Origin of the sequence: Variovorax ginsengisoli (assembly GCF_030486595.1) — a bacterium.
GTDB lineage: Bacteria > Pseudomonadota > Gammaproteobacteria > Burkholderiales > Burkholderiaceae_C > Variovorax > Variovorax ginsengisoli_B.
The window spans coordinates 52459-64091 of the sequence record NZ_JAUJZH010000015.1 but is presented as its reverse complement, the minus strand read 5'-3'; the positions used below and the strand labels follow the sequence as shown (position 1 = coordinate 64091).

General features: G+C 62.4%; 18 protein-coding genes. 3 read left to right on the top strand and 15 right to left on the bottom strand.

What is annotated here, in order from left to right; all coding sequences use genetic code 11:
* Positions 1-31 precede the first annotated feature (31 nt).
* Positions 32-934 (top strand): hypothetical protein, encoded by a 903-nt coding sequence (locus QZH52_RS20450; RefSeq protein WP_301812443.1) that lies wholly within the window; start codon positions 32-34, stop codon positions 932-934.
* 136 nt (positions 935-1070) lie between these two features.
* Positions 1071-1796 (top strand): hypothetical protein, encoded by a 726-nt coding sequence (locus QZH52_RS20445; protein WP_301812442.1) that lies wholly within the window; start codon positions 1071-1073, stop codon positions 1794-1796.
* 518 nt (positions 1797-2314) lie between these two features.
* Here QZH52_RS20445 and QZH52_RS38640 read toward each other — a convergent pair.
* The 15 genes from QZH52_RS38640 to QZH52_RS20375 all read right to left on the bottom strand — a co-directional run bounded on the left by QZH52_RS38640 (position 2315) and on the right by QZH52_RS20375 (position 10016).
* Positions 2315-2596, bottom strand: a complete 282-nt coding sequence (locus QZH52_RS38640) for an HNH endonuclease (protein WP_366919309.1) — start codon at positions 2594-2596, stop codon at positions 2315-2317.
* A 198-nt stretch (positions 2597-2794) separates the two neighbouring features.
* Positions 2795-3010: a hypothetical protein gene (locus QZH52_RS20440; protein ID WP_301812441.1), complete on the bottom strand. Its 216-nt coding sequence runs from the start codon at positions 3008-3010 to the stop codon at positions 2795-2797.
* On the bottom strand, positions 3003-3392 hold the full coding sequence (locus tag QZH52_RS20435; protein WP_301812440.1) for a hypothetical protein: 390 nt from the start codon (positions 3390-3392) through the stop codon (positions 3003-3005). The genes QZH52_RS20440 and QZH52_RS20435 overlap by 8 nt, the downstream gene beginning before the upstream one ends.
* The gene (locus QZH52_RS20430) at positions 3389-3898 is read right to left on the bottom strand and encodes an HK97 family phage prohead protease (protein ID WP_301812439.1); all 510 of its coding nucleotides are present in this window, start codon (positions 3896-3898) and stop codon (positions 3389-3391) included. Before QZH52_RS20430 ends, QZH52_RS20435 begins: the two co-directional genes overlap by 4 nt.
* Complete coding sequence (locus tag QZH52_RS20425; RefSeq protein ID WP_301812438.1) at positions 3895-4923, bottom strand: phage major capsid protein; 1029 nt, start codon at positions 4921-4923, stop codon at positions 3895-3897. Before QZH52_RS20425 ends, QZH52_RS20430 begins: the two co-directional genes overlap by 4 nt.
* 83 nt (positions 4924-5006) lie before the next feature.
* Positions 5007-5273 carry a hypothetical protein gene (locus QZH52_RS20420; protein WP_301812437.1) on the bottom strand — a complete coding sequence of 89 codons (267 nt, stop codon included), beginning with the start codon at positions 5271-5273 and terminating at the stop codon, positions 5007-5009.
* On the bottom strand, positions 5266-5430 hold the full coding sequence (locus tag QZH52_RS20415) for a hypothetical protein (RefSeq protein WP_301812436.1): 165 nt from the start codon (positions 5428-5430) through the stop codon (positions 5266-5268). Before QZH52_RS20415 ends, QZH52_RS20420 begins: the two co-directional genes overlap by 8 nt.
* Positions 5427-5879: a P27 family phage terminase small subunit gene (locus tag QZH52_RS20410; protein WP_301812435.1), complete on the bottom strand. Its 453-nt coding sequence runs from the start codon at positions 5877-5879 to the stop codon at positions 5427-5429. Before QZH52_RS20410 ends, QZH52_RS20415 begins: the two co-directional genes overlap by 4 nt.
* Positions 5880-5947: 68 nt before the next feature.
* Positions 5948-6178 (bottom strand): hypothetical protein, encoded by a 231-nt coding sequence (locus tag QZH52_RS20405; protein ID WP_301812434.1) that lies wholly within the window; start codon positions 6176-6178, stop codon positions 5948-5950.
* Between the two features lie 126 nt (positions 6179-6304).
* Positions 6305-7450, bottom strand: coding sequence for an AAA family ATPase (locus tag QZH52_RS20400; RefSeq protein WP_301812433.1), 1146 nt, complete (start codon positions 7448-7450; stop codon positions 6305-6307).
* Positions 7447-7869 (bottom strand): DNA primase, encoded by a 423-nt coding sequence (locus QZH52_RS20395; protein WP_301812432.1) that lies wholly within the window; start codon positions 7867-7869, stop codon positions 7447-7449. Before QZH52_RS20395 ends, QZH52_RS20400 begins: the two co-directional genes overlap by 4 nt.
* Positions 7866-8120 (bottom strand): hypothetical protein, encoded by a 255-nt coding sequence (locus QZH52_RS20390; protein WP_301812431.1) that lies wholly within the window; start codon positions 8118-8120, stop codon positions 7866-7868. Before QZH52_RS20390 ends, QZH52_RS20395 begins: the two co-directional genes overlap by 4 nt.
* Positions 8083-8295 carry a helix-turn-helix transcriptional regulator gene (locus QZH52_RS20385; protein ID WP_301812430.1) on the bottom strand — a complete coding sequence of 71 codons (213 nt, stop codon included), beginning with the start codon at positions 8293-8295 and terminating at the stop codon, positions 8083-8085. The genes QZH52_RS20390 and QZH52_RS20385 overlap by 38 nt, the downstream gene beginning before the upstream one ends.
* Before the next feature lie 51 nt (positions 8296-8346).
* Positions 8347-8862 carry a hypothetical protein gene (locus QZH52_RS20380; RefSeq protein ID WP_301812429.1) on the bottom strand — a complete coding sequence of 172 codons (516 nt, stop codon included), beginning with the start codon at positions 8860-8862 and terminating at the stop codon, positions 8347-8349.
* 5 nt (positions 8863-8867) lie between these two features.
* Positions 8868-10016 carry a tyrosine-type recombinase/integrase gene (locus QZH52_RS20375; RefSeq protein ID WP_301812428.1) on the bottom strand — a complete coding sequence of 383 codons (1149 nt, stop codon included), beginning with the start codon at positions 10014-10016 and terminating at the stop codon, positions 8868-8870.
* A 547-nt stretch (positions 10017-10563) separates the two neighbouring features.
* Between QZH52_RS20375 and QZH52_RS20370 the strand changes: the two genes are divergently transcribed.
* Positions 10564-11583 (top strand): Rieske 2Fe-2S domain-containing protein, encoded by a 1020-nt coding sequence (locus QZH52_RS20370; RefSeq protein WP_301812427.1) that lies wholly within the window; start codon positions 10564-10566, stop codon positions 11581-11583.
* Positions 11584-11633 lie beyond the last annotated feature (50 nt).

Here is an 11633-nt window from a genome sequence, read left to right as displayed (position 1 = left end):
CAAAAGACATAAGAAGGTTCGATCGCGAAACATGAAGTTCCAGCCGGCGCACATGCTCATACAACTGCTCGGCCCCGAGGATTTTGTGACTCCCTACGGTTGGACCAACGATCAGCAGGGAAACGCTTGCCCCGTCCTTCACGGGCGTTTCGACATCCCCTCGCGCGGCATAGTCGACTGTTATGCCAAGGCCTTTGACCCCGACGAAATGGCCAGCAGCGTCATGTGTTTAAACGAGATCACTGGATGGTTGCTCGGCCAAGCCTATGGCCTGCCGGTCGCCGAATGTGCGTTTGTCGCGCGCATCTCCGCTTCGGAACTACCTCCGTATGCCGGCTCTTCGCCGTTGCCGACACCTTGCGCAGACGGGACGATTTTTTTCTTCTGCACCCAAGAAATCACTAGGTCCCAGGTCAGAGCCATCCTTCCAACCCTCGAACTGGTGGCAGAACAAGCCCGATGGAGCCATTCGCATGCGACCATCGCGCTGGATGAATGCATCGCGAACGCAGACCGCCACCTGAACAACCTGATACGCCGGTCGGTTGAGGACTTCGCGCTCATCGATCATGGAAGGTTGCTCTTCCGCGGAAGCGAACCATGTTGGGTGCCGGACCAACTCGAAAGCCTCTCGGGCGTTGAAGTCGCAAACATCCTCCACTACAACACCTATAAGGCACGAGGAGTGTTTGGTCCGGCGGAAACGTCAAACGGGTACAGGTTAGCCCGTGACAGTGCTGACCGACATGGGCAGAATATCAACAAGGCGTTCTATGAGATTTCCCTCTGGTGCGCCCAACTCATTCCTGGTGTGAGTGCTCATTGGCTGCGGTTTCTACACCGTCGGCAGCAGGCTGCCGATGACCTTTTGTCGAGGCGTTTCGCAGTCCTACGTTTGGTCCAGAACAATGCTAGCCCTACTTCAACCCCGTAGAACCGGTCACACCCGCGCCGGAGTCCAAGGTACTTGGCGCCTTGCTCGCCTGTGCTTGGACGTGGCAACTGGGGAGCAAGTAAATGTAGGGATCGTCTTTAGCGAGCAGGGGACTGGCGAGATCGTTGTTAGATGCTTGCAAAACGTCGCGGGCCTGCGCTGCCTCTACAACGACGATCTCGCGAATGATGCGGCCTTTTTGATCGATCAAGCTGAGCAAGTTCTGGAGGCAGGCGGGTCCTTGCCGCTCGGCTGGAACATCACGCTGAGCGAACCGAAATTTGTTCGCGGCGCGACCGCTGCAGGCATTGTCGAGGACCTTTTCCGTCGACTCGTACCGTTGGCCCTTCGAGAGACTGTCGGTGAGCGGTTGGACAGCGATGACCACTCACATACCACTCGAAACGTGCGCCGCACCGTTCGCGAGTTGATGCGCAAGCACATGAACCTCAAGACGGCCCCTGATTTTTGGAGATCGAAGCCCACTCAAAGTGTTCAGGACGGGGGTAAGGTGTCTCTAGACCTTCAAATCGTCGGAACTGGGCACGACGCTGGAGAGATTCGTGGAGCAATCGCTTCGGCTTGGTACAAGACGCAATACCATCGAAGCGCGTATCTGGATCGAGCTGCCACGGCAGTTCTGCGGGCCCACGAGGTTTATCCCAACGCGCTCAATGTTTTGTATCTCCTGCAACCCCAGGCTGGGGGCGATTTTTCCGGGAGAGAGCTTGCCGAGATTCAGGACGAGGTCGATGGGACCCAATGGCTGCTCAAGCGGAACGGCGCTCGGTTGAACGTATTCGAGTCGGAGCGCGCAATGGCGCACACGATTCTCGAAGACCTTGCGATCGTGGGCGGTTAGCCCGGTTCAACACCATCAGTCGAGTCTGGCCCTTGGCGTTGGCGTCCAGGCCGGCGATGCGCCCGCTAACCTCGAGGCGGCGATTTGAACTTATTGCTGCTGCGAATCAAGTTTGCGCATGGAAATATGACGGCCAAGTAGGAACGCTCCGAAGGCACTTGCTCGTGCAGCAGCGTGCACGCGTCGTAAAGATCCATGAAACTCATCTCGTCACATACAAAGTGGTGGCAGATTTTTTCCCGGATCGCAAACTCTCGCGGTGAATAGGGCTGTCGTTGCGGGTCGATGCTCGTTCCGTGAGGCAAGTCGGGAAGTGCATGGCCGTCCGCTCTGTAGTAGTAGTCGACTACGTGTTTCACGGCAGCGAGCTTCGCGCGGACCTCTTCCTCGGCCGTACGGTAGTCTTCGCTATCCGCATTCAAGTGCGAGTACCAGGGGCTGTAGCAAGGCATTTCGTGGGCACAAGTTGGTCAAGGCGCAGATGGTACGGACTTCATCCGCCGGGGCAAGCACTCAATCTAGCCGGTCGTCGATGCCGATATGCCCGCTTGGTGCTCAAGCAACACGAGGGTCGCGTACTCATCGACTGTCATTGGCCGGCATCGTGGGTCAGCATGCCGACGCTCGTTGCAACGCCGACATGCGGCGACGATGTTTGATGCAGTCGTCGGACCACCGTGCTGGCGGGGGATTAGGTGCTCTGCGGTTGGATTGGTCATCTGCAGGCGGCAATAGAAGCACAGGCCGTCCTGAGCACGGCACGCGCGACGACGAAGTTTCGGAATAAGAGAAAGGTCCACGAGGAACTCCAAAGTGAATTTCTGGAATCCCCGAGCGCGTGTATCGGCAGATCGGGAGCCACCGAAAGGTCGGATTGGCTGTGCAGAGGGCTGAGCCTCATGCGGTCGGTGCTATGCCCGAGCGGGGGGAAGTCTATCCGAACGTCGCATCTGATTGCAACCGGTCACCCCCCCGGTGCTTTGCTTGAATCCAGGGCATCAGTGCACTTGGCCGGACAACATGGCCTCCACCGTCGCCACGTCGATAGCGACCAGGGTCTGCAGCGCATCGGAGCGCATGAAAGCCTTGTGAACGCTGACAGCCTCTGCTTCGGTCATCTCGCCAGCCTCGACGAAAGCCGTCAGGCGGGTGAGATTCTGGAAGCGGTGCATATCGATGATGGCGTCGCGGTCAACTTCGAGATCGTCAATCATGATTCTGGCCCTTTGAAAAAATCTTCACCCAGCCGTCTGCGCCATCGCGGAGATGCTCGCCCGGTTCAATAGCCTTCGCGGCGACGTACAACCGATCGTTGAGCGTGACCAAATCGCCCGGCTGATAGCTCATGGTGCGGTTGAACGCGCCTTTGAAGACCATCGAAGCAGCCTTGCGCTCCTCCAGCTCGGCAATGCGATCCACCAAAGTTTCGAAAGTGTTGGTGACGTTGTTCGCAGCGTTGTAGGAGGCGCTTCTCACTGCTCCATCGAGCTTCTTGATGCGGTCGCTGAGGCCCGCAACTACCTCTTCCATCGCAACGGCAAGATCCCGCACCATCTCGTGCGCGCTCGGCGTGGCTGAGGATTCGCTTTCGGTCATGGCTTTTGCCTCGCGCTAATCAGTGGGATGCCAGCGGAAATCAGCTTGACCGCGCCGTCTGTGCTGCGCTGGATACGTGCTTCCGGTTGCGCCGGGATCGTGACAACGCTGATCTCGTACAAGGACCAGGAAACGAACTTCAGCCCACCAGTCGGCAGCGGCTCGGATTTGAGCGCCTGGAAGCCGATGCTGAACGCGCCCAGCAAGCCGGCTTCGATCATGGCCCATGCTTCGTCAGCCTTGCCGATGCCCTCGACCAGCTCAGCCTCGATCCAAAGGCCATCGCCGCGCACCTCGATGGAACGGACCAGGCCAATCGGGTCTGAATGCACGTGCTGTAGCAAAAGTGGTAGGGGTAGAGTCCACGTGCCTCCGCGCGGCAAAACCACGTCGCCGACTCTGTCGACCGACGCGGTAGAGGCATAGCCGCGAACCTTGCGCTTGCCGCTGGAGATGAACTTGGTAACGCCGCTCGCGGCGAGGGTGAGGCGCTTCTCGACGATCACAGCAGCCCTTCCAGCGCGACAACAGAGCCGGGACGCTGGCGGCTCCAGTTCGCGTCAATTTCCGCCTTGTAGGCGTGCCCGTTCGTCTGATAGAGCGACACGTTGAAGACAGGCGATCCCGCATCGTTCGGGTCGTCGCTCATCTGCAGCGTTGCTTGATCGCTCGAATCGAGGGTCATGCTGCCGACCGCCGCAGCGATGCCGGTCGGATCGATCAGCAGGAGCGAGCTTCCGGAAGTGGTCGTGACGTTGGAGCGCGTGGTCAGCACCGGGATGCCCAGCAGTTCGCCGCCGCGTGCACCGATGCCGGGGAACAGGTAGTGCCCTTGGCTGTCGGTCATGGTGGCGATGCCGACCGCGACATCGGGGCTCGTGACGAAGGCCGCATAGCCGAGGTCGCCCTTGAAGGCCGCGATCATGGCGCGCAGATCAGCGCCGAAGTCGGAGGTAGCCTGGATCTGGGTTGCGCCGTACGCGATGCTCGCCGGCATCTCGTTCGCGACGCCTGCGTTGTCGGGGTCCATGAACGCCTCATCGAGAACCACGGTCACGGCGCGCACGAGGTCATCCTGCAGCGTGGCCTCGGCGGCTTCGTCGTTGGCCCGGAGCATTTCCTTCGTCACGACGAGGATTGCCGCGACCTTGAGCGGATCCAGTGTGCTGCCAGCGAGGGCGACGCGGGAGAGGGGCTTGTTCTGGCCCTGGCGGACCCAGTAGCCGCGCGAGCCTGCGGTAACGGCCAGCATGCGGGTGCTGAACGGAACGCGTCGGAGGCCAGTGAGCCGGCCGAGAATCGACTGTTCGCGAACCAGACCGAAGAATGCGCGCGCCACATCGACGCCACCGGTATCGGCCGACGAGATCGCGGCAACCGCAGCCTTCGTCACCTCGGTCCCTTGGTACTCGCCCCATCGGTTTCGAGCGTAGGCGTGGATATGTTCGTCGGAGTTGCCGACGACGGAGCGGGCAATCAGCCCGCGCACAAAGGTGCGGGCCGGCGAGATGAGGGAAAGTGGATTGGTCATGGCTCAATCATGGAAAAGCAGCGCCCTTCGGTCGATCAGAGGTCATGACATCGCGTGGCGATTCGTGGGCATCCGTGCAGCGATCACCAGCCCGGGACGCATCGGCCACGCTCGATCGTTTCGGCCAGGTCGCGCAGTCGGTAAGTGGGCCGACCACTGACCCGATAGAACGCAGGTCCGGTGCCTGCCCGTCGCTGATTCGCCAGGGTTCCCGGTGCGATGCCCAGCAGCGGCGCGGCGACTTCCTCATGCACCCGGCCATCCCCGCTGACAAACGCGCCGGCACGCTCCACCGCCGCGCGCAATGCCTGTTCGGTCGCCTGGATGCGGGCTTCGAGGTCGTCAGTCATCCTCGCCCTCGATGTTTGCGGCAATGCCGAGCACCACGCCTAGCACCTCATCGATGGCGCCGAGAACGTCATCCAGTCGCGAGGCAATGTGCGAAACATCGGCGCGCAGTGCGTCCAGTTCGTCGGCAAGGTCGGCGTTTGTGGTTCGCGCCGTCATTGAGCAGACCTGAAGTAACGCTCGCCAGGGTCCTCATCTTCGCCGGCCAGCAGACCATGGATGTCCTGTTCCCACGGCTTGGGCGTGTTGAGTTGCTGCCGACTGTTGGCGCCGGCAACCAGCCTGTCGAACCGGCTTTGCGGAGCGATTCGCAGGCGCGCAGACAGGGCTGTGAGCGCCTTTACGGCCTTCTCCTGCACGGTGAGCCATGGAGAGGGCTTCCCGGCGACTACAGCGCCCTCTGCGTCGATCTGCTGGGCTGCATGGGTCGCCATCGCGGCATGGTTCGCGTACGACTCAAGCAAAGGCAGATCGACCGCGCTGAAATGTGAAGGGTCGACGGACGCGACGATGTGTTTGAAGACGGCGAGCGCCGGAGGGCTCAGCGTGGTCATGGGTTGGACGCGGCGTCCGGTGGAAATGGTCGAGCCTTTGCGGTGGGCTGGCATCAGGGTGCTCCAGGGTTCAAGGTCACATGGATAAAGAGAGGGGAGGCGGCGGTTTCCAAATCGACCGCTCAAAAAATGGGCGACCGCCGCCCCCTGGGTAGAGGTGCGCCAGCCAACAGGGCTTGGGTGGTCGCGTGGGCATCGGTGAGGAGGGCGACTACCTCGGCTCTATGCAGCGTGAGGAGGTTGCGCATGGGGCGATCAAGGCGGGTAATGGGGGCGACGAGAAGGGATTGCTTCTCGACGCGAAGACTGAGGCCTGCAACTCTCGCGACCTCCAGCACTTCAATGGCCTTCATGACGAAGCCTCCTCGTTCGATAGCCGCCGGAAACTCCACCGTTTTCCTCCTCCCCCCTATAGGGGGAGCGGAGGATTTCGGCGCCGGCGTTCACCGAAAACGGAGAAAACGGCGAATTTCGGCGTGTCAGGTGAGCCATAGCCAACCCTCGTGAAGACCGATCACGCCACGGGCAGCAAGACCGGTGATCGCCTCTCGTGTGCGACTGGTGCGCCTGTCGGTGGGACAAGTGAGCTTTGCGGCGCCAGCAGCGATTGCGGCGTCCAGTTCGATGCAAGGGCGCAGCGGTGGTGCGCCTGGCAGGCCTGCTCTACCGTTCTTGAATAGCGGCCGCAGGGCATCGAACACCAGCCGTTGATTGCCTCCTTGCGGCAGCTTCGCGGTGCGCACGTCCTGCGCAGCGGTGTCGCGGTCCACCACGCAAGAGGTGATCGGGTCGCCATGCTCATCAATGCCGAGGGTTTCGACGCGCAACTTGAACGAGTGCACCTCGCCGTCTTGGCCGTCCTTGGACTTCGCGACGCGCCATTCCCTCCGGTCGCCGTCGCGTGAAACCTCGATGGCCGCATCCATGGCCGCCAATAGCGAGCTGTGTCCGCGCAGGCCGCGTGTGCTGTCCTTGCCTGTGTGGTGCACCAGCACGACAAGCCCGCCTGTCATGGACTGCAGCAGCTTGGCCGCTTCGAGGATGGCGCCCATATCCCGCGAACTGTTCTCGTCAGCGGCCGGTGCGGCTCGATTCAAGGTGTCGATGAACAGCACTGCGCCCGCTGGCAGGACGGAGGCGAGATCGTGCACGTCCTGAGGATCGGTCAGCTTGAACGGCTGCAGTACCATCTGGAAGCCTTCTGGCAACGGTCGGCCTCGGCTGGCCTCCCATGCTTGGGCGCGCAGCTTGAAGCCTGCTTCGCCCTCCAGCGCAAGGTAGACAACCGGCGCTGGATTGACGCGGCAGTCAAACCACCGGTTTCCGGCAGGAATCGCCGCGCCGAGATCGAAGCCCAGGAACGACTTTCCCGACCCCGAGGGGCCAAACAACGCTGCGAGGCCCACGGCAGGAAGCACGCCGCGAACGCAATACGCGGGCGATGGCAGGTCGTGCAGGTCCTCGCCGCTCAGGAGCTTGTAGCGCGTCGCTACTTGGTCGATGACGCCAACATCGTTTGATGGCTCGAACTCCTCGATGAAGTTCGGTGGCGGCATCGGCGCCGGGCGTGGGGCAGGGCGCTCCGCTGCCGCCGCGTCAAGAACCGCATAGGGGTCGTGCCTCATGCGTGCGCCTCCCGTTCGATGGTCTGGATTCGCCCGGCGGCCGTCAGGAGGCGGGCGCGGTCTTCGTCGGTCAGGCTGACGCCGTGCGCCAAGTTCGCGGCGGCGATGGCAACCAGATTCGATTCGCTGGCGAGGATGCGTAGAGCGTCCGTGGTGGAGATCAGCGAGCGACGGCGTGGCCGTTCAGTGACCGTCAGAGGCTCGGGGAATAGGTCGTGTGTTTCCAGGCCCAAGCCGCAAAGCAGCGACTCCAAGTCATCACCTCCGAAATCGTGCAGGAGGATCTTGCCGTCCGGCAGCTCGCGCATGCTCACGCTGGCGGTGCGGTCGTCCCGATTGGGGCTCTTGAACATCCAGCGATCCGGGCCGGCTTTGCGCACGCCAGAAGCGCGGGACAAGACTTTCTCGGCGGGCGTCATGGCTGACCTCCGACACGCAGGAGGAATGCTTCCAGGTCTGCGAGCTTTGCCGCGAACAGGGTGCGATCCCAGCGGCCAATGACCCAACCGCCAGAACTCACGTCGTGAACCGTGAAGCCCCGTAGGGCAAGCTGGGCCTTCAGGTTGGCAAGCTGCTTGGCTTGGTCTTCGGATGTCGGAAGCGCCCCGACCGCCGCCTTGCTGCGCGCCATCTCAGGCGCCTCGCTTGCGATTGAGGTGATCGAGGACATCGCCGGCACGCCAGCGGCTGCAGCGCGGCCCGTCGCGCTCAGGTTGCGGAAATCGACCCGCCTTCATGTCGGCATAGATTGCCGTGCGACCCTTGCCGGTGAGGATCGAGACTTGGGCGAGTTTGAGCCTTTGCTCTGGGTTGAGGATCTGGGGAAGTTCCGCCTGCTGCGCCATCGTTTCGCTCCTGTGCGACTTTGTTCAAGATGGAGCAATTACAAGAGCGGCTTACTCGCTGTTTGGGGACAATAAATTGATGTGCCGAGCCTCGTCCAAGAACCACTGAGGCGAGGTGCCATCAATGCCTTTCGCTCTCAGGAATTGGAGAAGCTGTGCCGCATTGACGCTACCCAGTCTTTCGATCACGTCATCTGGCATGGCGAGTAGGCGACGCTGCAACTCGTGCCTGAGCTCGTCCTCCGAGTGTTTCAACTCCCCCAACAATCGGCCTAGCGGATGTCGCTGATAAGCCTTTTTCACCCATGCCACATCTTGTCGAAGTTCGGCGGCCACTTTTCGAATGGCGCGGGTCTGCGCACCACGCGCATTGTTTTGGGCCGCAATCAAATAGGCAACTCTGGAAGCTGCATCAATCAACAGGTTGTTGAGGTCCCCGATGGTTTGCTTACGCGGCCGACCGCGCTTGCCTGTAGGTGGAGACGGGCCCACGCCGCCGATCTCCCGCAGCATTGCGAAGGTCAGCGGACCAAGGTTGCGCCGACTAGAGGGTTGCTCGGCTGCCACCCGCCTCATAACGCGAGCCTCTCCAGCGCATCGGCGCTGTGTTCTGGTGCGTGGTGGTGATAGTTGGCCTCGATCTGAGCAACAGATGTTCCGGCCCACGTCGCCACGGTGATGGTTGGCACGCCGGCCGTGACCAGATCGGTAATGCCGCTGTGCCTCAGGTCATAGGTTGATGCTTCGGACGGGATCTCGGCCAGGTCGGCGGCGTTCCTGAACTGATGCGACCACGAGTCGCGATCCCAAGCGGTGTTGCGGGTGTTGCTGAACATGAGGGCGCCGGGCAACTTGTCGCGTACTTGCGCGGTGAAGAATGCGGCCGCCTTGCCTTGCAGCTTGATCCTGCGATTGCCGTGGGCCTTGTCCTCGTTGATGTGGAGCACGCCCGTGCGCTTGTCGAAGTTGCCGGCGGTCAGGGCGGCGATAGCGCCGGGGCGCGCGGGCAGCAGCGTGAGCGCTTCGAAGAACGGGCGAATCTCGGCCTTCGCATGTTGGAGTAGGGCACGGCGCTGGTCGCGGTCCAGATAGACGCCGCCGGAGCGCTCGGCCGAGCCATCCTTGGCAAGCGCATCCTTCCATGCGCGGCTGGTGGTCACGTAGCCATCCTTTACGGCCTGATTGAGCACTGCGCGTAGCAGATTGGACACCCGGTTGAGGGTGGAGCCGGCGCGCGGAGTGCCCTGCGGCGTGGGCTTGTCCCGCATATCGCGCCGCCAGTTCACAATGTCCTTGTCGCGCAGCTTTCCGAGCCCAATGCGGGCGATGCGGTGCGAGAGCACGTGCAGCTCAAGCTGCCCCTCGGCATGTGCAGCCACTTTGTCCCGTTTGTCGGCGCGAAGCTCGGCCAGATACGCGCGCGCGGCGTCGGCCACGGTCGCAACCTCGGTGCGGCCGCCATCGCCCAGGTGATCGAACCATTCACCAGCGGCTTTGCTGGCCGCATCAAAACGCTCGTTGTCGCTGAGGTCGGGAAAGTCCCCGAGCGCCTTGTATGCCTGCTTGCCCTCGTCGGTGCGATGCCGCGCGATCCAAGTTCCGCTCGCGCCTTCCAGGCGTCGGTAGCCGAGGAAGTCGCCAGCGCGAATCTTGAGCCAGTAGGGCTCTCGCCGGGGCTTGAGCCGGCTGCGTCCGGCAACGGTGTTGATGATGGTGGCCAAGGTAGGAATCTCCGTACGAACGACGTACGGAAATCTCTAGCGAATCCGTACGAACAATGACGGCCTCGATCCTATAGCTAACAGAGGAAAAAGTCCTCCGTTTGTGTTCGCTTGGATGCTCAATTTCTGCCCAAGAGCGGCAGCGGCAAGGTGATGTGGCGGCTGCTGCAGGAAGCAGAGAGCGGCTCGAACTAGCGGCACTGACGCCGGTTCTTCTTTAGCCAGGGCGCGCGCTCGGCGCGCGGGTGTTCGGGGGGACGTGCGGGGCGCGCGACGAGGCCACCGGGTGGCCCCCTCCGCGAATGTCCCCCGGCTTCGCCTCCTCCTTTATTTTCCTGCGGGAGCACCCGGTCGCCTCGTCACGGGGGAGGCCGCGCGCGGTTCCGGCCGAGGCGAAGACGCCCGTGACCGGTGCAAACCCGGTGGCTTTTCGCACCAAAATTAAGTATGTTCTCCATTCAAATGGAGAAGTTACTTACTTAATGCTGGCACGGTTTCTGCGTATTTCCCTCCAGACAACCTGTTGGCACCCCTGCGAGGACCGTTCATGACTGCTTACGCCTACAACGCCTGGTATCCGCTCGCCTGGTCGAGGGACATCGGGCGCGCCATCGTCACCCGGCGCGTGCTCGAGGAGGACCTCGCGGTCTACCGCACCGAGGAGGGCAGCGTCGCCGTGCTGGAAGACGCCTGCCCGCACCGGTTGGCGCCCCTGTCGATCGGTCGGCTGCAGGGCGATGCCATCCAGTGCGGCTATCACGGTCTGACCTTCGATTGCAGCGGCCGTTGCGTCATCGCCCCTGGCATGGCGCGCCCGCCCGAGAGCTTCCGCGTACGCAGCTACCCGACGGCCGAGAGCATGGGAATGGCTTGGGTGTGGATGGGCGATCCGGCGCGGGCCGATCGGAGCCAGGTGTTCCGCCTGCCCGAGTACGACGATGCGCGTTACAGCGTGGTCGAGGGCGATGCGCTGCTGGTGCAGTCGAACTACCTGAGTCTGGCGGACAACCTGTGCGATCCGACGCACGTCGTCTATGTGCACCAGACCACGCTCGCCAGCGCGGGCCGCGAGGAGACGCGGGTGCAGCACGAGCGCCAGGGCAACAAGGTCGTGACCTGGCGCTGGGTCATCGACGGGCCACTGATCCCGATCTTCGAAGGCCTCAAGGACTTCGGGGGCAATGTGGACCGCTGGCATTACTACCACTATCACGCGCCGAGCATCGCGGTCATCGACTTCGGTTCGGCTCGCACGGGCACCGGCGCGCCGGAGGGGAATCGCGAGGACTGCATCCAGATGTACGCCTGCCACTTCATCACGCCGATCGACCGGCGCAGCTGCGTGCAGCACTGGCTCTGCATCAAGAACTCGCCCGCCGATCCGGCGATCGACGAGCGCCTGCGCAGCAACCTTCGCCTGGCGTTCAATGAAGACAAGCGCGTGCTCGAGGCGATACAGCGCAACGAGGACAAGCCGCGCCAGTGGCATCGCATCCACCTCGGACTCGACGGCTCATCGATCAAGATGCGGCGCATCGTCGAGGAGATGGCCGCCGACGAGCACTGAATCGCGCCGCGACGCTTCCACGCCCCGAATCCCAGCTCCCGCCAGAAAGG

Excerpts from the sequence above, each read along its gene's own strand:
- QZH52_RS20420 (WP_301812437.1), bottom strand. The coding sequence starts at position 5,273 with ATGACTGACGACCTCGAAGCCCGCATCCAGGCGACCGAACAGGCATTG.
- QZH52_RS20405 (WP_301812434.1), bottom strand. The coding sequence starts at position 6,178 with ATGAAGGCCATTGAAGTGCTGGAGGTCGCGAGAGTTGCAGGCCTCAGT.
- QZH52_RS20385 (WP_301812430.1), bottom strand. The coding sequence starts at position 8,295 with ATGGCGCAGCAGGCGGAACTTCCCCAGATCCTCAACCCAGAGCAAAGG.
- QZH52_RS20410 (WP_301812435.1), bottom strand. The coding sequence starts at position 5,879 with ATGCCAGCCCACCGCAAAGGCTCGACCATTTCCACCGGACGCCGCGTC.
- QZH52_RS20395 (WP_301812432.1), bottom strand. The coding sequence starts at position 7,869 with ATGACGCCCGCCGAGAAAGTCTTGTCCCGCGCTTCTGGCGTGCGCAAA.
- QZH52_RS20415 (WP_301812436.1), bottom strand. The coding sequence starts at position 5,430 with ATGACGGCGCGAACCACAAACGCCGACCTTGCCGACGAACTGGACGCA.
- QZH52_RS20370 (WP_301812427.1), top strand. The coding sequence starts at position 10,564 with ATGACTGCTTACGCCTACAACGCCTGGTATCCGCTCGCCTGGTCGAGG.
- QZH52_RS20400 (WP_301812433.1), bottom strand. The coding sequence starts at position 7,450 with ATGAGGCACGACCCCTATGCGGTTCTTGACGCGGCGGCAGCGGAGCGC.
- QZH52_RS20435 (WP_301812440.1), bottom strand. The coding sequence starts at position 3,392 with ATGACCGAAAGCGAATCCTCAGCCACGCCGAGCGCGCACGAGATGGTG.
- QZH52_RS20425 (WP_301812438.1), bottom strand. The coding sequence starts at position 4,923 with ATGACCAATCCACTTTCCCTCATCTCGCCGGCCCGCACCTTTGTGCGC.
- QZH52_RS20440 (WP_301812441.1), bottom strand. The coding sequence starts at position 3,010 with ATGATTGACGATCTCGAAGTTGACCGCGACGCCATCATCGATATGCAC.
- QZH52_RS20450 (WP_301812443.1), top strand. The coding sequence starts at position 32 with ATGAAGTTCCAGCCGGCGCACATGCTCATACAACTGCTCGGCCCCGAG.
- QZH52_RS20390 (WP_301812431.1), bottom strand. The coding sequence starts at position 8,120 with ATGTCCTCGATCACCTCAATCGCAAGCGAGGCGCCTGAGATGGCGCGC.